This window comes from Streptomyces sp. NPDC028331, from assembly GCF_055565775.1.
In genome coordinates this window covers 1-26542 of record NZ_JBVHTR010000002.1, presented here as the reverse complement: position 1 = coordinate 26542, position 26542 = coordinate 1, and the positions used below count along the sequence as shown (strand labels likewise).

At 70.9% G+C, this 26542-nt stretch carries 20 protein-coding genes and 1 pseudogene; 13 read left to right on the top strand and 8 right to left on the bottom strand.

The window, feature by feature from the left end; all coding sequences use genetic code 11:
• The first annotated feature begins 255 nt into the window (after positions 1–255).
• Both ACZ4SW_RS02270 and ACZ4SW_RS02265 read left to right on the top strand, forming a co-directional pair.
• Positions 256–2175, top strand: coding sequence for an ABC transporter ATP-binding protein (locus tag ACZ4SW_RS02270; RefSeq protein WP_468237571.1), 1920 nt, complete (start codon positions 256–258; stop codon positions 2173–2175).
• A 123-nt stretch (positions 2176–2298) separates the two neighbouring features.
• Positions 2299–3246 carry an EamA family transporter gene (locus ACZ4SW_RS02265; RefSeq protein ID WP_468236760.1) on the top strand — a complete coding sequence of 316 codons (948 nt, stop codon included), beginning with the start codon at positions 2299–2301 and terminating at the stop codon, positions 3244–3246.
• A 24-nt stretch (positions 3247–3270) separates the two neighbouring features.
• Here ACZ4SW_RS02265 and ACZ4SW_RS02260 read toward each other — a convergent pair whose 3' ends face one another.
• Positions 3271–4173, bottom strand: coding sequence for a bifunctional helix-turn-helix transcriptional regulator/GNAT family N-acetyltransferase (locus ACZ4SW_RS02260; RefSeq protein ID WP_468236757.1), 903 nt, complete (start codon positions 4171–4173; stop codon positions 3271–3273).
• Between the two features lie 215 nt (positions 4174–4388).
• Between ACZ4SW_RS02260 and ACZ4SW_RS02255 the strand changes: the two genes are divergently transcribed.
• Positions 4389–4883 carry a hypothetical protein gene (locus ACZ4SW_RS02255; protein WP_468236755.1) on the top strand — a complete coding sequence of 165 codons (495 nt, stop codon included), beginning with the start codon at positions 4389–4391 and terminating at the stop codon, positions 4881–4883.
• Positions 4884–5119: 236 nt separating this feature from the next.
• Here ACZ4SW_RS02255 and ACZ4SW_RS02250 read toward each other — a convergent pair whose 3' ends face one another.
• Both ACZ4SW_RS02250 and ACZ4SW_RS02245 read right to left on the bottom strand, forming a co-directional pair.
• Positions 5120–5881 carry a metallophosphoesterase family protein gene (locus ACZ4SW_RS02250; protein WP_468236752.1) on the bottom strand — a complete coding sequence of 254 codons (762 nt, stop codon included), beginning with the start codon at positions 5879–5881 and terminating at the stop codon, positions 5120–5122.
• Positions 5878–8754, bottom strand: a complete 2877-nt coding sequence (locus ACZ4SW_RS02245; RefSeq protein WP_468236749.1) for an FAD-binding and (Fe-S)-binding domain-containing protein — start codon at positions 8752–8754, stop codon at positions 5878–5880. The genes ACZ4SW_RS02250 and ACZ4SW_RS02245 overlap by 4 nt, the downstream gene beginning before the upstream one ends.
• A 330-nt stretch (positions 8755–9084) precedes the next feature.
• Here ACZ4SW_RS02245 and ACZ4SW_RS02240 point away from each other — a divergent pair, with 330 nt between their 5' ends.
• The 8 genes and pseudogenes from ACZ4SW_RS02240 to ACZ4SW_RS02205 all read left to right on the top strand — a co-directional run bounded on the left by ACZ4SW_RS02240 (position 9085) and on the right by ACZ4SW_RS02205 (position 16523).
• Positions 9085–10947 (top strand): sensor histidine kinase, encoded by a 1863-nt coding sequence (locus tag ACZ4SW_RS02240; RefSeq protein ID WP_468236745.1) that lies wholly within the window; start codon positions 9085–9087, stop codon positions 10945–10947.
• Entirely contained in the window at positions 10944–11351 is a 408-nt protein-coding gene (locus tag ACZ4SW_RS02235; protein ID WP_468236743.1) for a roadblock/LC7 domain-containing protein, read from the top strand. The genes ACZ4SW_RS02240 and ACZ4SW_RS02235 overlap by 4 nt, the downstream gene beginning before the upstream one ends.
• Positions 11348–11695 (top strand): DUF742 domain-containing protein, encoded by a 348-nt coding sequence (locus tag ACZ4SW_RS02230; RefSeq protein ID WP_468236740.1) that lies wholly within the window; start codon positions 11348–11350, stop codon positions 11693–11695. Before ACZ4SW_RS02235 ends, ACZ4SW_RS02230 begins: the two co-directional genes overlap by 4 nt.
• A complete protein-coding gene (locus tag ACZ4SW_RS02225; RefSeq protein ID WP_468236737.1) occupies positions 11676–12356 on the top strand; it encodes a GTP-binding protein in 681 nt (226 codons plus the stop codon). Before ACZ4SW_RS02230 ends, ACZ4SW_RS02225 begins: the two co-directional genes overlap by 20 nt.
• On the top strand, positions 12353–13576 hold the full coding sequence (locus ACZ4SW_RS02220) for a cytochrome P450 (protein ID WP_468236734.1): 1224 nt from the start codon (positions 12353–12355) through the stop codon (positions 13574–13576). Before ACZ4SW_RS02225 ends, ACZ4SW_RS02220 begins: the two co-directional genes overlap by 4 nt.
• Entirely contained in the window at positions 13573–14808 is a 1236-nt protein-coding gene (locus ACZ4SW_RS02215; protein ID WP_468236732.1) for a cytochrome P450 family protein, read from the top strand. The genes ACZ4SW_RS02220 and ACZ4SW_RS02215 overlap by 4 nt, the downstream gene beginning before the upstream one ends.
• Positions 14809–14828: 20 nt before the next feature.
• Positions 14829–14948 (top strand): annotated as a pseudogene (locus ACZ4SW_RS02210) (IS5 family transposase); the annotation flags it as partial.
• A 429-nt stretch (positions 14949–15377) separates the two neighbouring features.
• Entirely contained in the window at positions 15378–16523 is a 1146-nt protein-coding gene (locus ACZ4SW_RS02205; RefSeq protein WP_468237568.1) for a cytochrome P450 family protein, read from the top strand.
• A 265-nt stretch (positions 16524–16788) separates the two neighbouring features.
• Here the strand turns inward: ACZ4SW_RS02205 and ACZ4SW_RS02200 are convergent, their stop codons facing one another.
• Positions 16789–18303 carry a trypsin-like serine peptidase gene (locus tag ACZ4SW_RS02200; RefSeq protein WP_468237566.1) on the bottom strand — a complete coding sequence of 505 codons (1515 nt, stop codon included), beginning with the start codon at positions 18301–18303 and terminating at the stop codon, positions 16789–16791.
• 10 nt (positions 18304–18313) lie between these two features.
• On the opposite strand from ACZ4SW_RS02200, the gene ACZ4SW_RS02195 reads away from it, so the two are divergent.
• On the top strand, positions 18314–18718 hold the full coding sequence (locus tag ACZ4SW_RS02195; protein WP_468237610.1) for a hypothetical protein: 405 nt from the start codon (positions 18314–18316) through the stop codon (positions 18716–18718).
• A gap of 472 nt (positions 18719–19190) precedes the next feature.
• Here ACZ4SW_RS02195 and ACZ4SW_RS02190 read toward each other — a convergent pair whose 3' ends face one another.
• The 4 genes from ACZ4SW_RS02190 to ACZ4SW_RS02175 all read right to left on the bottom strand — a co-directional run bounded on the left by ACZ4SW_RS02190 (position 19191) and on the right by ACZ4SW_RS02175 (position 25373).
• Positions 19191–19469, bottom strand: a complete 279-nt coding sequence (locus tag ACZ4SW_RS02190; protein ID WP_468236729.1) for a hypothetical protein — start codon at positions 19467–19469, stop codon at positions 19191–19193.
• Positions 19469–23044, bottom strand: a complete 3576-nt coding sequence (locus ACZ4SW_RS02185; protein WP_468236726.1) for an ALF repeat-containing protein — start codon at positions 23042–23044, stop codon at positions 19469–19471. Before ACZ4SW_RS02185 ends, ACZ4SW_RS02190 begins: the two co-directional genes overlap by 1 nt.
• Positions 23045–23247: 203 nt before the next feature.
• Positions 23248–24822, bottom strand: coding sequence for a S1 family peptidase (locus ACZ4SW_RS02180; RefSeq protein ID WP_468236724.1), 1575 nt, complete (start codon positions 24820–24822; stop codon positions 23248–23250).
• A gap of 53 nt (positions 24823–24875) precedes the next feature.
• Positions 24876–25373: a hypothetical protein gene (locus tag ACZ4SW_RS02175; RefSeq protein WP_468236721.1), complete on the bottom strand. Its 498-nt coding sequence runs from the start codon at positions 25371–25373 to the stop codon at positions 24876–24878.
• Positions 25374–25926: 553 nt separating this feature from the next.
• Here ACZ4SW_RS02175 and ACZ4SW_RS02170 point away from each other — a divergent pair.
• Positions 25927–26442: an IS630 family transposase gene (locus tag ACZ4SW_RS02170; protein WP_468236719.1), complete on the top strand. Its 516-nt coding sequence runs from the start codon at positions 25927–25929 to the stop codon at positions 26440–26442.
• The last annotated feature ends 100 nt before the right edge of the window (positions 26443–26542 follow it).

Here is a 26542-nt window from a genome sequence, read left to right as displayed (position 1 = left end):
GACTTCGATGAAGAGGGCCGACGGTGCACCGTCGGCCCTCTTTCACGTATTTCCCGGAGCCTTTCCCGACCGATTGCGACGGCACTTCACAGCCTGCCCCGAGATCACTCAAAGGGCCGGCCAATCACCGTGACAGAACCTTTGGGAATGACCGGGACTGATCAGTACGAGGACCACGAGGACGAGTACGCGGACCAGGAGGACGACGGCACCCCCGCCATCCCCGCCCGCACCGCCTTCCGGCGCTTCTGGCCCATGACCAGGGGGCTGCGGGGCCGGCTGGCCGTCGTCTGGGGGTGCACGGTGCTCGCCGCGCTCGCCGAGACCGCCGCCATCCTGCTGTTCAGCGAACTCACCGACCACGCGCTGCAGAAGGGCTCGCTGGACGCGTTCTGGGAACCGGCCGCCGAGTGGCTCGGGGTCGCCGTCGTCGGCGCCGCGATCGGGTACGCCGGCAACTCCCTGGCCACCTGGATCACCGAGCGTTTCGTGATGCGGTTGCGCGAGCATGTCTTCGACCACGTCCAGCAGTTGCCGCCGCACTTCTTCCAACGGCACCGGCAGGGGGACCTGTTGTCCCGGCTGACCGGCGACGTCGAGGCGATCGAGACGATGGTGGTGTCCGGTCTGGTGGGCGCGGCGTCCGCCGCCTTCAGCGCGGTCTTCTACGCGGCCGCCGCGTTCTGGCTGCGCTGGGACCTGGCGGCGGCGACCTTCGTGCTGGCACCGCTGTTCTGGCTGGCGGCCCGGCGCTTCTCCGGCAGCATCAAGTCCGTCTCGCGCGAGGGCCGGGTGGCCGACGGCGCGATCACCTCCGTGGTGGAGGAGTCGCTGGGCAACATCGTGCTCACCCAGGCCTACGACCGCCGGGCCGCCGAGCGGCGGCGGCTCGGGCAGGAGGCGAACGCCTGGTTCCGGGCGTCGGTGCGCTCGGCCCGCCTCAACGAACTCTACGAGCAGCTCGTGCAGGTCATCGAAACGGTGTGCGTGCTCGCGGTGATCGGGCTCGGCGCGTGGGAGATCTCCGCGGGGCGGATGACGCTCGGCCGGCTCCTCGCGTTCGCCGCCTTCCTCGGCTACCTGTACCCGCCCGTGCGGGGCCTGGCACAGCTCGGGCTGACCGTGACGGCTGCCACGGCGGGCGCCGAGCGGCTGATCGAGATCCTGGACGTGCGGCCGGCGGTGAGCGATCCGGCCCGTGCGGACCGGGCGCCGGCGGGACGGCCCGACGGGGCGGTCGAGGTGCGGGACGTGTGCTTCCGCTACCCGGGTGCGGACCGGATGGCCTTGCAGGGGCTGTCGTTCTCCGTGCGGCCCGGCGAACTGGTGATCATCACGGGGCCCAGCGGCGCGGGCAAGTCCACGGTCTCCAAGATGCTGCTGCGCTTCTACGACCCCGACTCCGGGACGGTCCTCCTCGACGGCACCCCCCTCGGCGACTTCCCGCTGGCGCGGCTGCGCGAGTACGTCACGCTGCTGCCGCAGGAGACCCTCGTCCTGCACGACACCGTGCGCGCGAACATCGCCTGCGGCCGGCCCGGCGCGAGCGACCGGGCGATCATCGAGGCGGCCCGGGCGGCGGACGCGCACGACTTCGTCATGCGACTGCCCGAGGGGTACGACACCAAGGTCGACCCCCACTCGGCCCGGCTGTCGGGCGGCCAGCTTCAGCGGCTCGCGATCGCACGCGCCATCCTGCGCGACGCGCCCGTGCTCGTACTGGACGAGCCGACGACCGGCCTGGACGCGATGGCGGCACGCCGGGTCGTCAAACCGCTGCGGCGCCTGATGACCGGCCGTACGACGATCATGATCACGCACGATCTGAACCTGGCGCCCGACGCCGACCGCATCCTCGTCGTCGACCAGGGCCGCATCGTCGAGACGGGCCGCCACGACGAGTTGCTGGCCCGGGGCGGGGCGTACTCCCGGCTGCACCGGTCCCAGAACAACGTCAACATGGACACGGCGGAGCTGCGGCTGCCGCTCTTCCCGGAACCGGCACAGGCCGGGTGGCCGCCGCCGGACCCGTATGCGGCGCCTCGGACCTCCCAGCTCCCCCAGGGGTACGCCGCCCCGTACGAGTCCTCCCGGGACGCGCCCGGCACCGTGCCCCCGTACCTCCCCGACGGCCGCCCCCTCTTCCGCGACGAGACGCCCTGGCACGGGGCTTGACCTGCGCGAACGCACGTACAGCAGTAAAACGAGTTCACACACCTGACTCGGTCCATTACTCTAGACTTCCAGGTACACCGAGCTGCACGAATTCTGCACCGAGCCAAGCCCCTGGAAGGCCCCGTGAACTCCCCGAGCGCTGCCGCATCCTCGACGTCGACTCCCGCCACCACCCCGCCCGTGGCGTCCGGCGGTCCGCGCCTGAGGGGTTCCCTCGGGCCCGTCGGCCTGGTGCTCGCCGGAGGTGTCTCCGTCCAGTTCGGCGGGGCGCTCGCGGTGAGCCTCATACCGCGGGCCGGGGCGCTCGGGGTGGTCACCCTGCGGCTGGTGGTGGCCGCGATCGTGCTGCTCCTGGTCTGCCGGCCCCGGCTGCGCGGACACTCGCGCGCCGACTGGGGCACGGTCGTGGTCTTCGGCGTCACCATGGCCGCGATGAACGGCCTCTTCTACGAGGCGGTGGCCCGCATCCCGCTGGGCCCGGCCGTCACCCTGGAGGTCCTCGGCCCGCTCACGCTCTCGGTGCTGGCCTCCCGCCGTGCGGTGAACGTGGTCTGGGCGGCCCTCGCCTTGGCCGGCGTGTTCCTGCTGGGCGGCGGAGGCTTCGGCGCCCTGGATCCCGCGGGTGTCGCGTTCGCGCTGTCGGCGGGCGCGATGTGGGCGGCGTACATCGTCTTCAGCGCCCGTACGGGACGACGCTTCCCACAGGCCGACGGGCTCGCGCTCGCGATGGCGGTCGCGGCGGTGCTGTTCGTGCCGCTGGGGATCGCCGAGTCCGGCACGAAGCTGCTCGTGCCGGTGACGATCGGGCTGGGCGCGGCGGTGGCGATGCTGTCCTCGGTCCTCCCCTACACCCTGGAACTCCTCGCCCTGCGCCGCCTTCCCGCGTCCACGTTCGCGGTCCTGATGAGCCTGGAACCGGCGATCGCGGCGACGGCGGGCTTCCTGCTCCTGGGCCAGTCCCTGACCGGAACCCAGGTGGCGGCGATCACCCTGGTCATCGCGGCGAGCATGGGCGCGGTACGGACGCAGGTGGGGCGGGGCAAGGTGAGGACGGCGCAGCCGGAGGCGTAGCCCGGGCAGCCGGACGTACGACCGCTACAGCCGTGGCGAGGGCGCGGTGGTCCGCTTCTCGAACCAGTGGTGGGCGTACGGCTCGTCGTTGAAGGCGGCGACCTCCTGGAAGCCGAAGGAGTGGTACAGGCCGATCGCGGCGGTGAGCGCCTTGTTGGTGTCCAGGCGCAAGGTGTCGTAGCCGTGCTCGGCGGCCCGCTCCTGAAGTTCGGTCAGGAACCGGCGGCCGAGGCCGAGCCGCCGGGCCTCGGGCGCCACCCACATGCGCTTGATCTCCGCCGGAGCCCCGGACGGCAGCTTCAGACCCGCACAGCCGACGGGTTCTCCGTGCAGCCGGGCCACCAGGAACAGCCCGCGGGGCGGGCGGAGTTCGCCCGCGTCGGGCAGCAGGCTGCGCGCGGGATCGAAGCCGGTCTCGAAGCGCTCCTGCAACTCGGTGAAGTAGGACAACAGGCAGTGCCGGGCGTCGGGGTGGTCGGGGTCGACGACGTCCAGCGTGACCGTCGCGGCGGTCAGCAGCCGCTCGACCTCGGCCATGGCCGCGACGAGCCGGGCCCGCTGTGCGGCGTTGAGCGGACTGAGCAGGGAACCGGCCAGCTCGTCGCTGCGGCCGTCGAGCAGGGCGCGCTCCGCGCGGCCTTCGTCGGTGAGCCGCACGGTACGCACTCGCCGGTCCCGGCGCTGCGGCTCGACCGTGACCAGGCCGTCGGCCTCCAGGGAACGCAGCAGTCGGCTGACGTACCCGGAGTCGAGCCCCAGACGCTCGCGCAGACGCCGCACGTCCTGCCCCTGCTCGCCGATCTCCCAGAGCAGCCGGGCCTCGCCGATCGGCCGGTCGCGGCCCAGGTAATGGTCGTGGAGCACTCCCACGCGTTCGGTGACGGTGCGGTTGAACCGCCGGACCTGGTCGATCTGCGTCTCATCCATTCTCTGACTTTAGTCAGAGAATGCTGCGTGCGACCAGAGGGCAGCGCCCTCCTCTGCGCGTCGGCCAAGCACCACGGCCACCACCCCAAAGAGGCGTGGCCTCGGGCTTCGAAGATCGTTAGGAGGTCTGTACAGGCACGTTGCCCCACTCGAGAGGACCTCCCTTGTCGAATCTCCGGACCCGGGCGCTCGCCCGACGCACGACAGGTGTGGCCATGGCCGCCCTCACGGCCTTCCTGACCCAGGGAACCCCGGCGTCGGCGACGGGTGCCGTGGAACCCCCGGTCGCGGGCACCTACTGCACGCCGTGGGAGGGCTACTACGGCGCGAAGAACTGGACCTACGCCGACGCCCGCGTCTGCCTGGTCATCGACGCCACGCAGAAAGCCCACATCCGGGGGGAAACCGACCGGAACACCTACTACTGGGGCAGCGCCTGGTACAACGCCAGCAGCACCTACCCGGCTCAGTGGCGGGCCACGGGAACGGTGAGCAACTCCAAGGGCACCGTGCTGTCGTACGACACGTATCTGGTCAGCCAGACGTCCCGTACCGGCTCGAAGGACGACTTGGTCAATGTCGCCACCCTGTCCGAGTGCGGCGAGTACTCCGTCAGCATGCGGTTCTTCCAGAACGGTGCGTACTGGACGGACAGTCCCTCCATCGACTCGGGGCAGCGCACCTACCAGATCGCGGTCCCCTGCTCCTGAGCGGACCGCAGGTCTCCCGCGCCGCTGCCCGGCACGCCGGGCGGCGGCCGGTCACTCGTACACCTCACCCGGCCGGGGCTTGGCCGGGGCGAGGAGACGGGTGGCCAGAGCCCCGGGTACAGCCGGTCGGTGAGAAGCCCACTGCCGTCGGGCCTCAGATCCCTGTCACGCGCTCCGGAGACCGCGGCCGGCGACGCTGGCGGGCCGTCACACCCGCCGGCCGGGTGGAGCCTCGCTCAGCCCCGCCCCTCCAGCCGTCCGAACACCTCCAGCACCTCGGCGTCCCCCGCCCGCGCGTTGAGGAAGTAGTCCGCCCACTCCGCGATGTCCTCGTACGCCGACTCGCGGGTCAGACGGGCGATGGCGGCCGGGACGTCGAAGAGTGTTCTGCGCAGGTCGACGCCGGGGCCGAGCAGGCACCAGTGGGCGCCGGGGCGGCCGTAGGGCATGCCCACGCTGCCGGGGTTCACCACCTGGCGGCCGTGCGCGAGGCGGACGTACGGCATGTGGGTGTGGCCGCAGACCACCGTGCCGACGGTGCGTGGAAGGTGCTCGAAGACCTCGGCCCAGCGGGTGGGGTGCGAGTCGACGAGGACGACCTCCTCGTCGTTTCTCGGGGTGGCGTGGCAGAACAGGACGTCTCCGAGGCCGCGTACCGGAAGTGTCACCGTCAGCGGCAAGGCAGAGAGGAAGCCGACCTGCTCGTCGCGGAGCCGCGACGCCGCATACGGGCCGATCGGGTCGGGAATCTCCGTACGCTCGCCACGGCGGTACTCGACCAGCTCCCGGTCCGCGTTCCCCGCGACCCACACCACCCGCTCGCCCTCGCGCGCCAGCCGGTCCAGGACCTCGGCCGGCTGCGGGCCCGCCGTGATGTCGCCCGTCACCACGACGCGGTCGGCGGCGGCGACGTCCGGCTCCGCGAGCACCGCCTCCAGGGCGGGCAGGACGCCGTGGATGTCGGAGAGGACCGCCACCCGGTCCAGTACCTCGCTCACTTCCTCTTCCCCTTGGTCTCCGTGGCCCCGTCGAGGCCTTCCGCCAGCACCTCCGCCAGGTGCCGTGCCCTGACGCCCGCGAGCTGGCCCAGTTGGGTGCGGCAGGAGTAGCCGTCCGCCAAGAACACCGCGTTGTCCGGGGCCGAGCGCACCGCGGGGAGCAGTTCGTCCTCCGCGCAGGCCGTCGAGACCTCGTAGTGCCCCTTCTCGAAGCCGAAGTTGCCCGCCAGGCCGCAGCAGCCGCCGGTGAGGTCGCCGGTCAGGCCCGCCGCCGCGCGCAGTCGGCGGTCGGGGGCGTCGCCGAGGACCGCGTGCTGGTGGCAGTGGGTCTGGCCGGCCGCCGGGCGGTCGAGGCGGGGCGGGGTCCAGTCGGGGGCGTGCCTCTCCAGGGCCTCCGCGAAGGTCAGCACCGCCGCCGCGAGGCGCTGTGCGCGCGGGTCGTCGTGGAGGAGTTCCGGCAGGTCCGTGCGCAGCGCGGCGGCGCAGCTCGGCTCGAGGACGACCACCGGGGCGCCGGCCGCCAGGACCGGTTCCATCAGGTCCAGGGTGCGCTCCATGACCTTGCGGGCGCGGTCCAGTTGGCCCGTGGAGACGTACGTCAGGCCGCAGCAGACCCGGCGCCCGCGCCCCGGCGGCAGGGCCGCCCTCAGGCCCGCCGCCTCCAGCACCCGTACGGCCGCCTTCCCCACGGACGGCGACAGGTGCTCCGTGAACGTGTCCGGCCAGAGGGCCATGAGGGGCCCGGTCGCCCCCGTGCGCCCGCCGGTCGTCCGCCTCCACCACCGGGTGAACGGCTCCCGCGCCAGGCGAGGGAGCGCGCGCTCGGGGGCGATTCCCCCCATGCGTTTCGCGAGCGCCGCCAACGGCTCAACCGTCGCGAGGGCGTTGGCCAGCGGGGCCGTGCGGGTGCGGGCCACCGCCTCCAGCCAGCGCGGCAGCCATCCCATCGCGTAGTGCGCGGCCGGGCGGCGCCGCCCGGCGTAGTGGTGGTGCAGGAACTCCGCCTTGTACGTGGCCATGTCGACGCCGACCGGGCAGTCCGTGCGGCAGCCCTTGCAGGACAGGCACAGGTCCAGGGCGTCCCTGACCTCCGGGGAACGCCAGCCGTCGCGCACCACCTCGCCCGCCAGCATCTCGTGCAGCAACCGGGCCCGGCCCCGCGTGGAGTGCTCCTCCGCGCCGGTCGCCCGGAACGAAGGGCACATCACCGAGGAGCCGGACGCCGTCGTCGTACGGCACTTGGCGACGCCCACGCACCGGCTCACCGCCGCCGAGAAGTCGCCGCCGTCCGCCGGATAGCCGAAGGCGACCGGGACCGGCTCGCGCGGCAGCACCGCGAACCTCAGGTTCTCGTCCAGGCTGGCCGGGCGGACCAGCACGCCCGGGTTGAGCAGGCCGTCGGGGTCCCAGAGGTCCTTGGCGCGGGCGAAGAGGGCGACCAGATCCGGTCCGTACATCTTCGGCAGCAGTTCCGCACGTGCCTGCCCGTCGCCGTGCTCCCCCGACAGCGAGCCGCCGTGGGCGACGACCAGGTCCGCGAGGTCCTCGGAGAAGCGGCGGAAGCGGGCGACGCCCTCCTGCGTGAGCAGGTCGAAGTCGATGCGGACGTGGATGCAGCCGTCCCCGAAGTGGCCGTACGGCGTGCCGCGCAGGCCGTGGTCGGTCAGCAGGCGGCGGAAGTCCCGTAGATACGCCCCCAGTCGGGCCGGTGGTACGGCGCAGTCCTCCCAGCCGGGCCATGCCTCGGTGCCGTCCGGCATCCGCGTCGCCGTTCCCGCCGCGTCCTCGCGCAGCCGCCACAGCGCGCGCTGCCCGGCAGGGTCGGTGACCACCACGGCGTCCGTGACGTCGGCCGCCCGGACGATCGTCTCCGCACGCGCGCGTGCCTCCGCCCGGTCCGCGCCGCCCGCCTCCACGAACAGCCAGGCGCCACCGCGCGGCAGGCCCGCCGACGGTGGTACGAGATCGGCGGCCATGCCCTCCACCGTCAGCGGGCCGTGCGCCAGCAGCCCGGCCGCCGCCTGGGCCGCCGCCGTCTCGTCCGCGTAGCCCAGCACGGCGAGCGCGCGGGCGCGGGGAGCCTCGACGAGGCGGACGACCGCCTCCGTCAGAACCCCCAGTGTGCCCTCGGACCCGCAGAAGGAGCGGGCCACGTCCGCGCCCTGCTCCGGCAGCAGCGCATCCAGCGCGTACCCGGAGATACGGCGGGGCAGGGACGGGAAGCCGGTGCGCAGGAGCGCCAACTCGCCCTGCACCAGGGACCGCAGGCCCTCGGGTGCGCCCTTGAAGTCCCCGCCCAGGGTCAGCGCCTCGCCCCGCGCGGTGAGCACCGACAGCTCCCGCACGCTGTCCGCCGTGGTGCCCCAGGCCACCGAGTGGGAGCCGCACGCGTTGTTGCCGATCATCCCGCCCAGCGTGCAGCGGGCGTGCGTGGAGGGGTCGGGGCCGAAGCGCAGGCCGTGCGGGGCGGCGGTCTCCTGGAGGCGGTCCAGGACCACGCCCGGCTGGACCACCGCCGTGCGCGCCTCGGAGTCCAGGGACACGATCCGGTTCATGTGCCGGGTGAAGTCGAGCACCACGCCCGTGCCCGTCGCCTGCCCGCCGATCGACGTGCCGCCACCGCGGGCGACGACCGGCACGCCGTGCTCCCGGCACACGGCCAGCGTCGCCGCCACATCGTCCGCGTCCCTGGGCGCGACCACGCCGAGCGGGACGCGCCGGTAGTTGGACGCGTCCATGGTGTACAGCGCCCGCGAGGTCGTGTCGAACTCGACCGCCCCGCGCACCGCCGCGCGCAGGTCCCCGCGCAGCGCACCGACGTCGGCGTCGACGCCCGCCGCCGCTCCCTGCCGTCGCTCCACACGATCCGTCATGCCACCAGCATGCACGCCGCCACTGACAGTGACCGTCCCGGGGCGCAGCGAAGCCGTCTCGCGGGGCGGCCGCGGGTCGGCCGCGGCGCGATCGCCGGGTCGGCCGCAGGGTGGTGGCAGGGCGGTCGCAGGTCGGTCGCAGCGCGATCGCATCACGGGTTCCGACCGAAATCGTCCTGTTCCGGTCACAGAGCGACCTGTGATTCACCTATAGTGACGCCCAATCACTTATGTAGTGACGCCAATTGAGCATCAAGGGTCGCTGCTCGTCCCGGCCCTGCGCGCCGCACACGCCCTGGACATGACCGAGGCCGACCGAGGACACCATTCATGACCGCCCCCATACCGCCCGGCGAACGACCCACCCTCCGTGCCGTCGCACCCGCACCCCTGGTCACCGCCGCGGTGGCGGGGCTCGTCGTCGCCGCCGCGGTGCTGGCGGCTCCGCAGCCGGTCCGGGTCCCCCTCGCCTGGGGCGGTGCCGCCGCCTCCCTGGTGCTGTGCGCGGCGGTCGCCCTGGCCGCCCACGGCACCCGTTCCGCCGCCCTGGCGCGCCGCCGCCTGGACGCCGCGACCCAGGACGCGAGCCGGCTGCTGCAGGAACGCGCCCGGCTCGCCGAGGAGTTCAGCCAGGAGCGGGGGCGGCTGACGGACGGGTTCATCGAGGAACGGGTCAGGCTGACCGAGGAGTTCGAGCGGGACCGGGCGCGGCTCGCCGAGGACCTCGAGCGAGAACGCACCCGCCTCACCGACACGTTCGAACAGGAACGTGCCGCGCTGACCGATGAGTTCGCCCGCGAGCGGGCGGCCCTCACCGCCGATGTCAGACGGCTCACCGAGGACAACCGCCGTCTCGCCCAGCGCCTGCGGCAGGCCTCGAACGCGCGTGACGCGGCCCTCTCCGTGACCGCCAACGTCGCCGGCCGCATGCAGGCGCTGGCCACCGGCACGCTCGCCGACCTGCGCGCGATGGAGGACAGGCACAGCGACGAGGACGTCCTCGCCGACCTCCTCCACCTGGACCACCGCACCGCGCAGGCGGGCCGCCTCGCCGACTCCGTCGCCGTCCTCGCCGGTGCCCGCTCCGGCCGCCGCTGGGCCCGCCCCATCGTCATGGAGTCCATCCTGCGCGGCGCGATGGGCCGCATCGCCGGCTACCAGCGCGTCCGGGTCCACTCCTCCAGCCGGGCCGCGGTCGCCGGGCACGCCGCCGAGGGCGTGATGCACGCGCTCGCCGAACTCCTCGACAACGCCGCGAACTTCTCCCCGCCGACCGCCGAAGTGCACGTCTACGTCGAGGAGGTGCCGGCCGGTGTCATCGTCTCCGTGGAGGACGCGGGCCTCGTCATGGGCGATGTGCAGCTCCGGCGCGCCGAACGCGCCGTCTCCGGCGACATCACCGAGCTCGGCGGGCTCACCGGCACCCGGCTCGGCCTCGCGGTCGTCGGCCGGCTCGCCCGCAAGTACGGCCTGAAGGTGTCCTTCCGGCCCTCGGCGCGCGGCGGCACCGGCGTGCTGGTGCTGATCCCGCAGGAGATCCTCGCCCAGCCGGCGCCGCCGCCGTCCGCCACGCCCGCCCCGGCCCTCGCTCCCGAGACCGCCCCGGCTCCCGAGTCCGGCCCGGTGGCGAGGGCCGCCGCGGCCGCTGCCGCTCCCGGGCACCGGCCGTCGTACGCCGCCGCCCGGGCCGCCGAGGACCTCGACCCCGACCCGGTGCCGACCCACCAGTCCCCGAGGTCGCAGGACACCGGCACCGTTGCTCTGCCCCGGCGCCGCCGCGGCCAGGCGCTCGCCGCCGCCGAACGGGGGCGCGCCCACGCCGACGCCCGCCCCGAACGCGAACCGCGCACCCCCGAGGACGTCAGGGCACGCGCCGCCCGCTTCAGCAGCTTCCGCCAGGCGGTCCGCGGCACGGCGACGGAACCACCCGCCAGCGGTCCGGCCCCGGAGGCCGTACGGGAGACGGCGGCCCCGGAAGCCGTACGGCAGCGGGCGGACGACGAACTCGTACGGGAGCGGACGGACAACGAAGCCGTACGGCAGCGGACGGACGACGCGGCAGCCGTACGCGAGTTCCCGGCCCCGGCAGCCGTACGTGAGTCCCCGGCCCCCCAAGCCGTGCCCGAAGCCCCCACACCCGAGCCCGCCCAGGCACCCGACCCCCCGCACCCGGAAGGCGACACCACGTCATGACCGGCACCACGACCGCCGACGAGAGGCTCACCTGGCTCCTCGAGGGACTGCTGGAGCGCACACCCGGGGCCCGGCACGCCCTGGTGCTCTCCCGGGACGGGCTCAAGCTGTGCCGCACCCCGGAGCTGACCGTCGACCAGGCCGACCAGCTCGCCGCGATCGCCGCCGGCATCCAGTCGCTCTCCCACGGCGCGTCCGTGGAGTTCGGCGACGGCAGCGGCGGCGTGCGCTCGGCGATGGCCGAGTTCTACGGCGGCGTCCTGTTCATCGTGGAGGCCGGCGAGGGCACGCACCTCGCCCTGGTCACCGACGAGGACGCGGACGCCGGACTCGTCGGGCACACCATGAGCGAACTCGTGGAACAGCTCGGCGAGCACCTGACCGCCGAGCCGCGCACCTCATGAGCCGCCCCGGCAGGGACGACGCGCCCGACCGGCTGTACACCCTCACCGGAGGGCGCGCCCGATCCGACTCGGCAGCCCGGTTCGACCTGGTGACGCTCGTCGTCGCCGAGTGCGATCCGGTGCCCGGCATGCAGTCGGAGCACGCCGCGATCCTGCGGATGTGCGAGCGGCCCACGGCGGTCGTGGAGATCGCCGCCGAGCTGCGGCTGCCGGTGAGCATCACCCGGATCCTGCTCTCCGACCTCCACGCGGCGGGTCGGATCAGCGCCCGCCACCCGCGCACCGCCGCCCTTCCCGATCCCGACGTCCTGGACAAGGTGCTCGTTGGACTCCGCAACCTCTGACACCCGCGCTCCGCTGGGTGCCCAGGCCGACAACGGCCTGAAGATCGTGGTCGTCGGCGGCTTCGGCGTCGGCAAGACGACCCTGGTCCGCTCGGTGAGCGAGATCCGCCCGCTCTCCACCGAGGAGACCATGACCCGGGCCGGCGAGGGCGTCGACGACCTCACCGGGGTGCACGGCAAGTCCGCGACGACCGTCGCCTTCGACTTCGGCCGCATCACGCTGGACGCCCACAACGTGCTGTACCTGTTCGGCGCGCCCGGGCAGGAGCGGTTCTGGTTCCTGTGGGACCGGCTGTTCTCCGGCACGCTGGGCGCGGTCGTCCTCGTAGACACCCGCCGCATCGACGACTCCTGGTACGCCATCGACCGCCTGGAACGGCACGGCACCCCGTTCGTCGTCGCCTGCAACGACTTCGGCGGCCCCCGGCACACGCCCGACGAGGTCCGTGGGGCCCTCGACCTGGACCCGCACGTGCCGCTGATCGACTGCGACGCGCGCTCCCGGGAGTCGGGCAAGCAGGTCCTCATCACGCTGGTCGAGCATGTGCGGCGGTACCACGCCGCACATCCCTCCGCGCATCCGTGCGCGCATCCGTCCGCGCATCCGTCCGCCCCAGAACAGTCCCAAGCGTCCCGACCGTCCGAACAGGAGCTGGTGTGACCCCCGCCCCCGTGCCCCTGAGCGGGCCGAGGTTCCGGACCGAACCCGCCGCGCTGTACCGGGAGATGCGGCGCGAGCACGGCGCCGTCGCCCCGGTGCTGCTCGACGGCGGCATCCCGGCCTGGCTGGTGCTCGGCTACCGCGAACTGCACCAGGTGACCGGCGATCCGGTGCTGTTCAGCCGGGACTCCGACCTGTGGAACCAGTGGGACAACATCCCCGACGACTGGCCGCTGCTGCCGATGATCGGCCGCAGGCAGCCGTCGATCCTCTACACCGTCGGCGAACGCCACCGTGCGCGCGCCGCGATGATCAGCGGTGCGCTGGAGGCCGTCGACCCCTTCGAACTGCGCCGCCACGCCGAGCGGTTCGCGGACGAGCTGATCGACGCGGTGTCCGAGAAGGGTGAGGCGGACCTGATCGCCCAGTACGCGATGCTCCTGCCCGTACGGGTCCTCGCCACCCTCTACGGCTTCGCGGAGGAGCAGGGCCCGGACCTGGTCACCGCCCTCAACGACATGATCGACGGACGGGAGCGGGCGATCGCGGGCCAGACCCGTCTGGCCGGTTCCATGGCGGAGCTGGTCGCCGACCGCAGGGAGCACCCGGCCGAGGACGTGGTGTCGCGGATGCTCGCGGACGAGGGCGGCTTCACCGACGAGGAGATCATCCAGGACCTGATGGTGATGATGGCCGCGGGCCACCAGCCGACCGCGGACTGGATCGGCAACTCGCTGCGGCTGATGCTGACCGACGAGCGCTTCGCCGCCTCCCTCTTCGGCGGGCGCAACAGCGTCGCCGAAGCCATGAACGAGGTGCTGTGGGAGGACGCCCCCACGCAGAACGTGGCGGGCCGCTGGGCGTCCCGCGACCTCCGCCTCGGCGGCCGGCACATCCGCGCCGGGGACCTGCTGCTGCTCGGCCTCCAGGGCGCCAACAGCGACCCCCAGGTGCGCACCGACGGCGCCGCGCTGACCGGCGGCAACAACGCGCACTTCTCCTTCGGGCACGGTGAGCACCGGTGCCCGTTCCCGGCGCAGGAGGTCGCGGAGGTGATCGCGCGGACGGGCATCGAGGTGGTGCTCGACCGGCTGCCGGACATCGATCTCGCCGTCGCCGCCGAGGAATTGACGCGCCGCCCGTCCCCGTGGCTGCGGGGACTGACGGCACTGCCGGTGAGGTTTACGCCCACCCCCGCGGTTGGAAGCGCTTCCCCATGACCTCTACCGAGACCTCCGCCGGCACAGGCCCCATAGCCCTGGACCCCTTCGTCTCCGACCTGGACGCCGAGAGCGCCCGGTTACGGGAGGCCGGACCGCTCGCCGCCGTGGTACTGCCCGGCGGCGTTCCCGTGTGGGCGGTCACCCACCACGCCGAGGCCAGGCGGCTGCTGACCGATCCGCGGCTGGTGAAGGACATCGCCGTGTGGGGCGCCTGGCAGCGCGGGGAGATCGCCCCCGACTGGCCGCTGATCGGCCTCGCCAACCCCGGCCGGTCCATGCTCACCGTGGACGGCGCCGACCACCGGCGGCTGCGCACGCTCGTCGCACAGGCGCTGACGCCGCGCCGGGTGGAGGAGATGCGGGACCGCGTCACGAAGCTCACCGAGGACCTGCTGGACCGGTTGCCCACGGACGGCTCGGTGGTCGATCTCAAGGCGGAGTTCGCGTATCCGCTGCCCATGTACGTGATCGCGGACCTGATGGGCATCCGGGAGTCCCGGCTGCCACGGCTGAAGGAGCTGTTCGAGAAGTTCTTCTCGACGCAGACGCCGCCGGAGGAGGTCGTCGCGACGCTCACCGAGCTGGCGGGGATCATGGCGGACACGGTGGCGGCGAAGCGCGCCGCGCCGGGCGACGACCTCACCTCGGCGCTGATCCGGGCCTCGGAGGACGGGGACCGTCTGACGGACGAGGAGATCGTCTCCACGCTGCAGCTCATGGTGGCGGCGGGCCACGAGACGACGATCTCGCTGATCGTCAACGCGGTGGTCAACCTGTCGACGCATCCCGAGCAGCGGGCGCTGGTGCTCTCCGGTGCGGCGGAGTGGTCCGCGGTGGTCGAGGAGACCCTGCGCTACTCCACGCCCACCTCCCATGTGCTGATCCGCTTCGCGACGGAGGACGTCCCGGTGGGGGACAAGGTCATCCCGGCGGGTGACGCGCTGATCGTGTCGTACGGGGCGATCGGGCGGGACGAGAAGGCGCACGGGCCGTCCGCGGGCGTCTTCGACATCACCCGGGAGACAAAGAACCGGCACATCTCCTTCGGGCACGGTCCGCATGTGTGCCCCGGGGCGGCGCTGTCCCGCCTGGAGGCGGGGGTGGCCCTTCCGGCGCTGTACGCCCGCTTCCCGGACCTGGACCTGGCGGTCCCGGCGGGCGAGCTGCGCAACAAGCCGGTGGTGACGCAGAACGACCTGTTCGAACTGCCGGTGCGGCTCGGAGGCTGAGCCGGGGGAACCTCGCCCACTGGTCGATGGTGAGCGTCGATTCGACCTCCTGCCGGGCCCACCAGCACGCGCCGGGGCCCGCAGGAGAGCGCGGGGCCCGCAGGAGAGCGCCGCGAGTGCCGGCAAAAGACGCACGCCCCGCAGCATCGTCCGATGCCTGCGATGTCGTTTCGGCCAAGCTCACCGCCGGGCCTCTGGACGAACTCTCCACGCAGGTCGCCAAGCGCGCCGCCCCTGAACCGTCGCCCACAAGTGGCTTTCTGCCAACGGACCGCCGCGAACCTCGACTCGCATCCCGGCCAACCGGTCACGGGCTGCATGGCCACGCCGTTGGCTACACAGCACAATCGCAGTGCAGCGCCCAGCGCCCCTGCGGACGGACCCGCCCGTCCATGCCGGCCGCTGCTGCCGGCCGGGTCGCAGGCCGGGGCCGTCGGCAAGACCACTGCACATCAACGAGAGGCGGGCAGTTGCCAACCGACGATCAGCACCCGTACGTTCTCGATCCGGCAGGTCACGACATACGCGCGGAGGGCGCCGAACTCCGCGCCCGTGGTCCCGTCACGCAAGTGATCCTTCCCGGTGGCGTCCCGGCGTGGTCGATCAGCAGCCACCCTCTCCTCGAGCAACTCCTGACCGATCCGCGGGTATCGAAGGACCCCCGTCAGCACTGGCCCCGATTCATCGCCGGGGAGATCACACCGGAGTGGCCGCTGTACGCCTGGGTGTCCGTCACCAACATGTTCACCGCCTATGGCAGCGACCACCGCAGGCTCCGCAGACTGGTCACGCCGGCTTTCACCGCCCGCAGAACCGCCCAGCTGCTCCCCCGGGTCGAGCGCATAGTGGCGAGTGTGCTGGATGATCTGCCCGGCGCCGTGATCGACGGTGTGGTGGACCTGCGACAGCACTTCGCGTACGTGATTCCGGTGCAGGTGATCACGGAGCTCATGGGCGTCCCCGAAGGCGCCCTGGCCGTCGGCATCCGCGCCTGCATCGACAACATCTTCAACACGGGACTCGGCCCAGAGGAGGCTGCCGCCAACTACCACACCACCTACCAGCTGCTCAACGAGCTGATCGACTACCGCAGGAGGAAGCCGGGGAGCGACCTGACGAGCTACCTGATCTCCTCCGGCGACAGCAACGAGTCACTGACCGAGGCCGAAGTCGTCGACACGCTCCTGCTGATCATCGCCGCCGGCCACGAGACGACTGTGAACCTGCTCGACAACGCCGTGTACGCGCTGCTGACCTCGCCCGACCAGCGCCGCCTGGTCAGCACCGGCGAAGTCACCTGGACCGATGTCATCGAAGAAAGCCTGCGCGTCGACGCCCCTGTGGCTCACCTGCCCCTGCGCTACGCCGTGGAGGACATCACCATCGCGGGCACGACCATCCCGAAAGGGGACGCCATCATGGCGTCCTATGCGGCCGCCGGCCAGGACCCCAAGCACCACGGCCCCTCAGCAGGTGTCTTCGACGCGACCCGCGAGACCAAGGACCATCTGGCCTTCGGCCACGGCGTTCACTACTGCCTGGGCGCACCGCTCGCCCGCATGGAGGCGGCCACTGCGCTCCCGGCACTGTTCGAACGCTTCCCCTCCCTTGCACTGGCCCGGTCCCCCGCCCCTGTCGAGCCGGTTCCTTCCTTCATCTCCAACGGACACCGGAGTCTCCCTGCGACCCTCGCTCCCGCCGGAGAGGGAATGTAGGACGGCTCACCGCCCTGCGGGCCTGACCGGCGGACGACCGGCAGGTCGGTCATCCCGGGCCCAACGGTGTCCGGCGGTGTCCGGCGGTCATCTGCGCAAAGGGGTGCCCATGGCGCCCGGGTGAGGCACGGCTGCGGCGCTGAGCACTGGTCAGCCCGCCGAAGGCGCCGTCGGGGTCCGGCACCTTACTCAGGCGCCGGAGCTTCCGAACGGTGGACATGGTGCGGGATCAGGCAGGACGGGTGTGCAACCGTTTCACATCACGTCAGCCCAGCGGTACCAGCTGTGCTTCGTCGTGCAGGCCCTTGGCGTCGACGCCGGTGAAGAGGCTGACGTGCCCGTCGCTCCAGCGGACGATGACGTCGTTCGCAGCCGTGTTCGCGGTGAACGCGCCCGCGGCGACCACGGCGGCGTCCTTCCACTCCGAATTCCTCGGCCGGATCTTGATCTCCCCGGGCAGGGCCTTGCCACTCAGGCCCGGGTAGAGGGTGGTCTCCCCGTCGACCCAGCGCACCAGCAGGTCATCGGTGGCACTGCCGGTGAAGGACCCGGTGGTCAGCTGACCGGCGTAAGGCCAAGGGGTGGTGTTCTTGGCGACGATCTGCCGTTGTTTCGTCAGTCCGTTGGCCGCCAGATCGCTGAAGACCGATACATGGCCGTCCTTCCAGACGGCCAGCAGGTCGTCGCGGTGGCCGCCCGGCGTGAAGCGGCCGGCGGCCAGCAGACGCGCGTCGTTCTTCCAGGCGGGAGTATTGCGCGGAGCGAGCTGCTTCTCACCGTGGAACCCCTTGGCATCGACCGTCGCGTACTGCGTCATCTCGCCGTCGTTCCACCGCACGACGAGCCCGTCCGTGCCACCGCCGGCGTTGACACTGCTGATCGAGACGGCATGAGTCCAGATGCTCTTGCGGGGTGCCAGCTGGTACTCGGCGGCGAACGGGTGGGAGGCGTCGTCGCTGTCACCGCCCTGGTAGAGGGTGACCTCCCCGTCGTCCCACAGGACGATCAGATCCATGTGCCTGGCGCCGCCCGCGGAGCCGCCGGTGTAGTAGCCGGCCGTCATGGCCACGGCGTGCTTCCAGGTCCCCGCCTTCCCCAGGGAGTAGGGCAGCGGCGGCGGTTGGTAGGCGCCGTGGTCGTTGTGGACGGCGTTCTGGGCGTCGTCGTAGAGCTGGAAGAACCGGTCGCCGTACAGGGGACTGTAGGTGATCCGGTTGTACAGCGGGTCCTTGGTGGACACGTCCGGGCCGCCCTGCATGAAGCCGCCGACATTGCCGATGATCTGGCCGGTGTCGCCCGAAGGGTCGAGAGAGGAGAACCACGGTCCACCGGACACCCCGCCCCACATGCCCGCGCAGTCGATCTGCATCTGGTAATAGGCCGGCAGCGCGGTCGTCCTGACGCCGGCACAGCGGAACGCGCGGTCCTGCGCATTGTGGTCGACCCTCGGGTAGCCGACGACGGTCACCTGGTTGGTGAACCCAGGCGAACGGGCCGGAGTGTTGGCTCCCACGACGTCCTCGACGTTCCGCCCGCCGTTGTCAGTCAGGCTCGCGAAGGCGAAGTCCAGGTCGGAGTTCCGGCTCTTGTCCGAGGCGTACTGTGCGTCCCGGAACCACTCCTTGACCGGCCACACCCCGTACGGCTGGTCTGCCGCCGACTTGGCGTGGTCGTACATGGGGACGAATGCAGCCCTGGCACCAACACAGTGACCCGCGGTCAGGACGAGGTCGTGTCCCGCACTGCGCACCACACTCGCCGTGCAGTAATGCGCTCGCATCTCCCTGTCGGTGCTGAAGAGTACGCCGACGGACTTCATTCCGTCGAAGAACTCACCGCTGACCCCGGCGGCGACCGACGACCGCTTGCGCGGCGCCGACGAGCCCTGCGGCCGGGGCGCCCGCCCCGAGGGATCGGTGGCCGAGGCCATGCGCTGGGAGGTCCAGAACCGGATCGCGTCCCGCACGGTCCAAGCACCCTTACCGGCAGGCGACGACGTGACGGAGGGCGAGGACACCGGCGAGGAGGCGGTCGCCGTTGACGCCGAAACGGATATGGACTCCTCCGTCACGGATCTGCTGGGCACAGGGGCTGACGCACCTCGTGCGGCTCCCACTGCTGCACCGTTGAACAGCAGCAGTGTTCCGCACAGTACGGCGGCGGGCCAAAAACGTATTCGTATGTTCCTCAAGTAAATCTGCTCCAATAAGACACACCGGACGGCACATGGGCCTTCGGCTCTCTCATGAGGTCAGGGCCGTCGCCAGAACCTTTTCCCGACTCCTCATCGTGCGACCTGAATAGCCACTCAGGTGCCGCCACGACGTAGCGACGGCACAGTGTGAGCTGAGCGCATCGGGTCACACTGGACCGTAGAGCATCAACAACTCACGTCTGCAGTGCCGTCACTCTCATCAAAGAGTCTTCTGTCACAGTGCCGCAGAGACGTGGCGCGATTCCGTCTGCGATGCCGTAGGCACCGCAGACGCCCATGATCAAGCGCTGGTTCGACGATTCATTGACTTCGGCGGTATCCCCACCGGACAGAAGGAGACCGCCACCTCCTGGGAAGCGGCGGTCACACTCGCGTCCTTCAGATTCCGCTGGGTCGGGGAGCCCGTACCGCAACTTCACGTGTGCGAGCACTCGGGCGACCACGAGCCGCAGTCACTGCTCCCGGGCCTGGCGGAGTCGCTCGGACAGAGGCACCTGCTGGGGCGGCCTCAAGATGAACTTGTCCTTCTGTTCGTCGAAGCAGTCCAGGTAGCACATGACGCTCTGGCCGACTTCATACCGGTCCTCGTCGTCGATGTAGAGAGCATCGATGAGGCCCACGCGTGAGAGTCCCGCATCCACGATCACCCCCCAGCGGAACACCGCCTCGACCCGGCCTTTGATCAACTGGCCGAGCAAGCTCGACTCCTGGGCACTGAGCTGCTCGTTCATTACTCACCTACGACGCTTCTGGGGTATTGGTTGAGCATGTCGAAGTCTGTGTTCGGAATGGCAACTTCGGTCCCAGGGACTCCATTGTGGGATCCCACGTACTTGGCGAAGTATCGGTCGAAGTCAGCCTTCGGGATTCGAACCTGAAGAACTTCGTTATCGTAGCCACCTCGACTGGCGTAATCAAGCGCGATGGTTTTGCCGTCCTCCTCGAGGCCGAAGTACGCCCGTCCATCCGGGTAGCCATTCCCTGAGCCAGGAAAATCACGCTCCGTGAAGCCGTCCTTGAGGAGCTTGTCCGTCATTCCCTTGCCCGGGGCCTTGTAAATCGTGACCGATTCTTCGTCCTGGGCTTCCCGGAGAGCATTTTGCAGGCCGTCGCTGAACCTGTGGACGCCGTCGCTGGCGTACTGGATGCCTTCTCCGGTCACGGCGATGCCGCCGCCGACTGCTACTACGGCTTCCAGACAGCCGCCGCCCAGGGTCTCCGGGCACAGGACGAGTCCTCCGCCTCCGCCGAGGACTCCCTCGGTGATCCCCAGATCGGCCATGAACGCGCCACCAAGGCTTTCAGCAAGGCCGGACAGGATCTGTGGGCTGTTGTCCCAGAACGCCTTGGCGTAGGGACTGACGGTGTTCACCGTGCTTTTCAGCCAGTCGGGCATCCAACTGTTGTCATCATCATCCTTGTTGTTCTTGTCCAGGTATTCCTCATACGCCTTCCAGCGATTGGCCATCTCTTGCTGCTGTTTGACGATGACGGCCTGATAGGCGTCGATTTCCGCCGCGGCCGCCGCTGCGGCGTCCTTGCCGGCAGTGGTGGCCGCGTCACGAGCCTTCCGGGCGCTGGTCCAGGCTGCAGCAGCAGAAGATACTGCCCAGTTCGCCGACCGGCGCGCAGCTGTGGCGGAGCTGAGGGCATCGGCTGCGGCGTTTTCGGCGGTCTGCTGGGCGTTGCGGGCGGTCTTGGCCGAGGCGGCGGCGTCCTTTGCGGACTGTTCGGCCTGGTTGGCGTAGCCGTTGGCTTGGGTCGCGTACTTCTTGGCGTCGTTGGAGGCTGCTTCCGCTTGCCTGCGGTAGCCCTCGGCTTCGGAGGCGGCATGGGCGGCGTTGGCTGCTGCCCTGCCCGCTTCGGCGGCGTTCTTCTGGGCGGTGGCGGCGATGCCCGCTGCCTGCGCGATCAGCTGTTGGATTTGCTGCTCGTGGGTGGCGCCCAGTTGGTCCTGGCGCTGGGCCTTGTACTGGCCGACCGTGATGAAGGCGTGTAGCAGGTCGGAGGGGCCTTCGAGGGCGATGCGGGCTGCGGCCTGCACCTGCGGGCCGTTGTTCTTGTTGTTGGTGTCGGCGAGCTGGGCGGCGCGGACGCGTTCGTCCTGGGTGCGTGCCTGGGAGTCGTCGGTGGTGATGAACTGGCGCAGGGCGTCGGTTGTGTCGGTGTTCAGTGCGGTGCGGCCGGCCTGCTGTTCGATCGGGCCGGCGTTGGCGATGGTGCGGGCGATGTACAGGCGCATGTCCTGCTTCATGGCCTCGTACTGGCCGGTGGCCAGGAACGCGGTCACCGCGGTGGCATCTCCGCCGAGCGCCTGGCCTGCTGCCTTGCGCACATCCCCTGAACCGGCAACCAGGGTCAACTGGTACACCTGGTCGCGGTCGTCTCGCTGCGCGGCCTGTTTCCAGCCGGTGCGGATGTAGGCCAGGATGTCGGGGTCGGAGCCGGCCAGGGCGACCTCGGCGGCGACAGCGCTCCAGGGCCTTCCGGTCTTCAGGAGCCCCAGGGCCACCCTGCGCACCTGCGGCACCAGGTCCGCGGCACCAGTACCGGCTGCGGCTTGGTCGCTGAGGTGCTGAGCCTGGTCGGCGAGGTTCTTGGCCTGCTGTACGGCGGCTTGCTGCGCCGCGGTGCGCTGGTCCTCCTGCGCTTTGAGGTCCCGCGCGCGGGCGATGGCCTCGTTGGTGCGGGCGGTCAACTGCTCGGCGTCGATACGCACGGCCAGGTCGTGGACCTTTTGTGCCTTGGCGACCGCCGCACTGGCCACGTCGGCGTCCTTCTTGGCCTCCTTGGCGTGCGCGGCGGACTGCTGGGCGGCGGTGGCCGCCTCACCCGCGTGCTTGGCCGCGTCGTCGGCGGCCTTGGCCGCGTTCTCGGCGTGCGTGGCCGCGTCGTTGGCGGCGTCACGGGCTTCCCCGGCGGCGGAGGCGGCCTCCTGCGCCAGCGCCTGGGCGGCGTCGGCGGCGCGGCTCGCCTCGCGGGCGTGGCGGTGTGCGGCGGCTGCGGCGTTCTGCGCTTCGGCGGAGTGGGCGCCGGCCTGGTCGGCGTAGGAGTTGGCCTGGTCGGCCGCGTCCGCGGCGTCGCTGGCGTTGCTGCCGGCGCCGCCGGCCGCCTTGGCCGCATCCGCAGCCGACGCGGCCGCGGTCCGCGCCGAGTCCGCGGCTTGTGCGGCGGCGTGCGCGCCCGCAGCGGCGTCCCGGGCATTCTGGGCCGCCTGGCGCGCGGCTCCGGCCTGACCGGCGTCGAGGGCCGCGTTCGCGGCGGCGTCACGGGCCCGGGAGGCTGCCTCTGCGGCGCCGTCCGCGGCCGCGGCGGCGGCCGAGGCCGCGTTGGCCGCGACGCGGGCGGCATCGGTGGCCGCGTTCGCGGCGCTGATCGCGGTCTGCGCGGCGGTGGCGGCCTGCTGGGCGGCGCTCGCCGCGCGGGCGGCGGATGCTGCCGCGTGCTGGGTGTCCTTCTGCGCGGCCTGGGTCTCCGCGGCGGCCTTCTGCGCGGCTTCCTTGGCCAGTTTCGCCGCGGTCACCGCACGGGCGGAGGCGTCCTTGGCGGCCTGGGTCTGCTGCCCGGCGAGCTTGCCCGCCTTCGCCGCCTGATCGGCCAGCTGCGCGATCGTGGCGTGTTCCTGGTCGTGGGCGCGGGCCACGTACTGCCCGACCTGGAGGAACTCGTGGATGTCGTCGGCGCTGCCGTTGATCGCGATCCGGCCGGCCGCCTTGACGTTCGGCCCGCCGGCATCGATGATCTGCGCCGTCTGGACGCGCTCGTCCTGTTCCTGCTCGGTGTACTGGTCGTTGGCGAGGAATTTCTTGATGTCCTCGGGGGTGCCGTTGAGCGCGGCCTGGCCGGCCTTTCTCACCAGCGGGCCGCTGACGTCGATGATCTGCGCGACCCGGATACGCTGGTCCTGCTCCAGCGGCGCCTTCCAGCCGTCCTTCAAGAACGCCTGGAGCTGGTCGGGCGAGTTGCTGTCCAGGGCGGTGCGGGCGGCCTGCTGCAGGTAGGTCCCGCCGACACTGGCGACCTGAGCGGTAGCGACACGCTCGTCCTGGAACTGGATGTCGGACGCCTGCGCCAGGAAGTTCCTGACGTCGTCGTCACCGCCGACCAGGGCGGCCTCGGCGGCGGCGCGCACGCCGGGCCCGCCGCTCTCCCAGAGCCGCACCACCTTGGCGCGGTCGGTGTCCGGAAGCGGACTACCGGCCGCGGTTGTCGGTGGGGTTGCGTCGGCTCTGGCCGGGGAGGGTGCGGGTCCCAGCAGGCCCAGTACCAGCGCGCTGGGCAGCAGGCCCAGACACAGCACGCGCACCGCGTGCTGTGTCCCTGCCGCCACACGCCGCGGGCGTCGCGGATGTCTCACTGCGGACTCGATTCGTCGCGTGGGTTATGGGGGGTTGTGTGCACCGGCTCGCACACGGACCTGACCGATCACAGGCCCGTGCGCAGCGCGGTTCTCGTGGGACGGCCCGTCGGTGTTTTTGGGGATCCGTCCCTCGAACGGTGTGTGGAGCGTCAGTTGGCCGGTACGAGTGGTGCTTCGTCGTGCAGGCCCTTGGCGTCGACGCCGGTGAAGAGGCTGACGTGCCCGTCGTTCCAGCGGACGATGACGTCGTTCGCGGCCGTGTTAGCGGTGAACGCGCCCGCGGCGACCACGGCGGCGTCCTTCCACTCCGAATTCCTCGGCCGGATCTTGATCTCCCCGGGCAGGGCCTTGCCACTCAGGCCCGGGTAGAGGGTGGTCTCCCCGTCGACCCAGCGCACCAGCAGGTCATCGGTGGCACTGCCGGTGAAGGACCCGGTGGTCAACTGACCGGCGTAAGGCCAGGTGGTGGTGTTCTTCGCGACGATCTGGCTCTGCTTGCTCAGCCCGTTGGCCGCCAGATCACTGAAGACCGATACATGGCCGTCCTTCCAGACGGCCAGCAGGTCGTCGCGGTGGCCACCCGGCGTGAAGCGGCCGGCCACCAGCAGACGCGCGTCGTTCTTCCAGGCGGGAGTGTTCCGCGGGGCGAGCTGCTTCTCACCGTGGAAACCCTTGGCATCCACCGTCGCGTACTGCGTCATCTCGCCGTCGCTCCACCGCACCACCAGCCCGTCCGCGCCGCCACCGCCGGCGTTGACACTGCTGATCGAGACGGCATGAGTCCAGATGCTCTTACGGGGTGCCAGCTGATACTCGGCGGCGAACGGGTGGGAGGCGTCGTCGCTGTCACCGCCCTGGTAGAGGGTGACCTCCCCGTCGTCCCACAGGACGATCAGATCCATGCGTCGGGTGCCGCCCAAGGACCCGCCGGTGTAGTAGCCCGCAGTCATGGCCACGGCGTCCTTCCACGGCGCGCCGGCGAAGGTGGTGCTGTAGGCGACCTGCTGGACCCAGCCCGCCAGATCGTCGACCCGGGCCGCCACCGCCCCGGTACGGGTCTCGGACGCATCGGTGCCCAGACAACCGCCCTGCCAGGACCGACTGCTGACACCGACGACGGCCGTACGACCGGCGGCGGTGCTCAGTACCGGACCGCCGGTATCGCCCTTGCAGATCGCCGCGCCGTCCGACTTCCCGGCCAGATCGACCATGGTGGCACCGACATTCTGGATGGTGAAGGCGGCGGCATGCACCTGGTCGGGCACCCACTCGTCATGCGTGCGGCCGTAGCCCCCGGCCTGTACCTCGTCACCCACACCGGGCGCTGTGGCCGCCACCGGAATCGGGGTGATACCGCTGACCGGCTTGGCCAGCTGGGCCATCACCACGTCCCGGCCCGTACGGGGCGCGAGGTTCACCACCTGCTGGGCGGTGCCGCCGATGGTCGCCGTCGTCTTCAGCTTCGGAGCGCCGGGGGCAAGGGCGCCTCCCGGGGTGTCGGTGAAACAGCTCGCGGCCGTCAGCAGCCACTGCGGAGCCACCAGCGTGGCCGAACAGCCGCGCTGCCCGCCGATGTCGAGCCGCGCGGTGGCAGTGGATACCGCGTCAGAAGCCTGCGGGCCCGATACGGCGACCGCGGGCGTGCCCGACAAGGCGGCGACAGCCAGCGACGTAGCGGCGATCAGACCGGAAGTCCGCGCCGTGCGCGGACGAAAGCCAGACATGAACGTTCCCCGTTTCATGTGAGATCGGTGAGAAGGCAAGGCAGATCGGTCGGTCAGCCCGTGACGCGCAGTTCCACCAGAACAGTGGACGCACCCCCGGCGCTCCCCTCACCGACGCTCTGATAACCGTCCTTCGCCACGCTCACCGTCTTGACCGGCGCCGACGGGTCACCCTGCGGCTTCAGATCCGCACTGATCGGATGATCCGCCGTCTCCAACGCAATGACGTGCGGGAGCTCCAACGTGAGATAACCGGTCTTGGCCCTCGCCTTGAAGCAGTAGGCGCCCTGCGGGTTCCCGCCCCGGCCCTGCACGGTGAGGACCCTGATCTGCTGAGCCGATTCATCACAGGTTGCAAGGGTGATGCGCCCGTCCCCCTTGATCAGCCTGATGCCCTTGTCCTGCTGAATCTGATCCGCATTCGGATAGGCGAAGTCCTCCACCGCGGACGGCGGCGTGTCATTTCGCGACGGCGGCTGCGGGTCCGCAGAAGCGATCAGCGGCGTGCTCGCCAGCGCCAGGACGGCGGCAAACCCCGCGAGCGGGAGCATCCTGCGTATGCGAGGAGTCACCCGGATTCCTTTCCAGGCACGGGTGACGGCATGACGGAATAACATCTGCAGCCCCCCGGTGCACACAGACGTAAAGCAAAAATAAATGGTCGACCGTGATCTTAAAACAGCGTCAGAAGCAAGCCAACGTAACAAGACTCACGCACAACTCACGGAACCTGCACGGCAGATTCACGGTCAGGGCACGGGGCGTAGCGCCACCTACATGACGCCTCACCCGCCAAAGGTCCCAGCCGGCCGACACCCAGAACTTGGCGCCATGGTTGCCCATTAAATTTCTTTTGAAGCCGCCATAGCGGCCGGTCGGCTGCCGCTTCGCGTGCAACGGCGGCCATCCGAACTTCTGCCCTATGCCGCCTGAGCCTCTACCGGGTCCTCGACGCCCTTCAGGACCTGCTGAGGTGCCGGGCCGGGACCTGCACCACCTGCGGCCCAACCCTGCCCACCAGCAGAACCAGAACCTGACGAAGCACTACTGATTTTTTCGTTAGTTCTGTGGGTGTGATGGGCTTGTTGGCGGGATCCTGGTGTCGTGTCTTTCAAGCCTTCGCCTGTTGCCTCCGAGCCTGTCGTTCCTCCTTTGACGCGGCCGCAGTTGGCCGAGGCTCGGCGTGTGCGGGCGGCTGAGTTGTTCGAGCAAGGACGCTCGAGTGCTGAGATCGCACGGATGCTGGGGGTCAGCGACGAAAGCGTACGGCGGTGGAAACGGGTGTGGGAGGAAGGCGGCGCTGATGCCTTGCGGCGGCGCCCGGCCACCGGTCGTCCGCCGAAACTGGACGATGCCCAGGTCGAACAGGTGCGGACCGCGCTGGAACAGGGCGCCCAGGCGCATGGCTTCGAGGCTGATCTGTGGACACTGGAGCGGGTTGGTCTGGTGGTCGAGCGGGTGGCAGGGGTGTCATTGTCGCGGGCGTCGGTCTGGCGTCTGCTGACCAGTCGGTTGGGCTGGAGCCTGCAGCGGCCGGAGCGTCGGGCGGTGGAGCGGGACGAGTCCGAGATCGCCCGCTGGATCGCTCATGAGTGGCCACGCATCAAAAAGGGGCGATGAACAAACGTGCCTGGATCGTCTTCCTCGACGAATCGGGCGTCTCGCTGCTGCCCCAGGTCCGCCGCACCTATGCACCGCGCGGCCGCACCCCGCTCCTGCG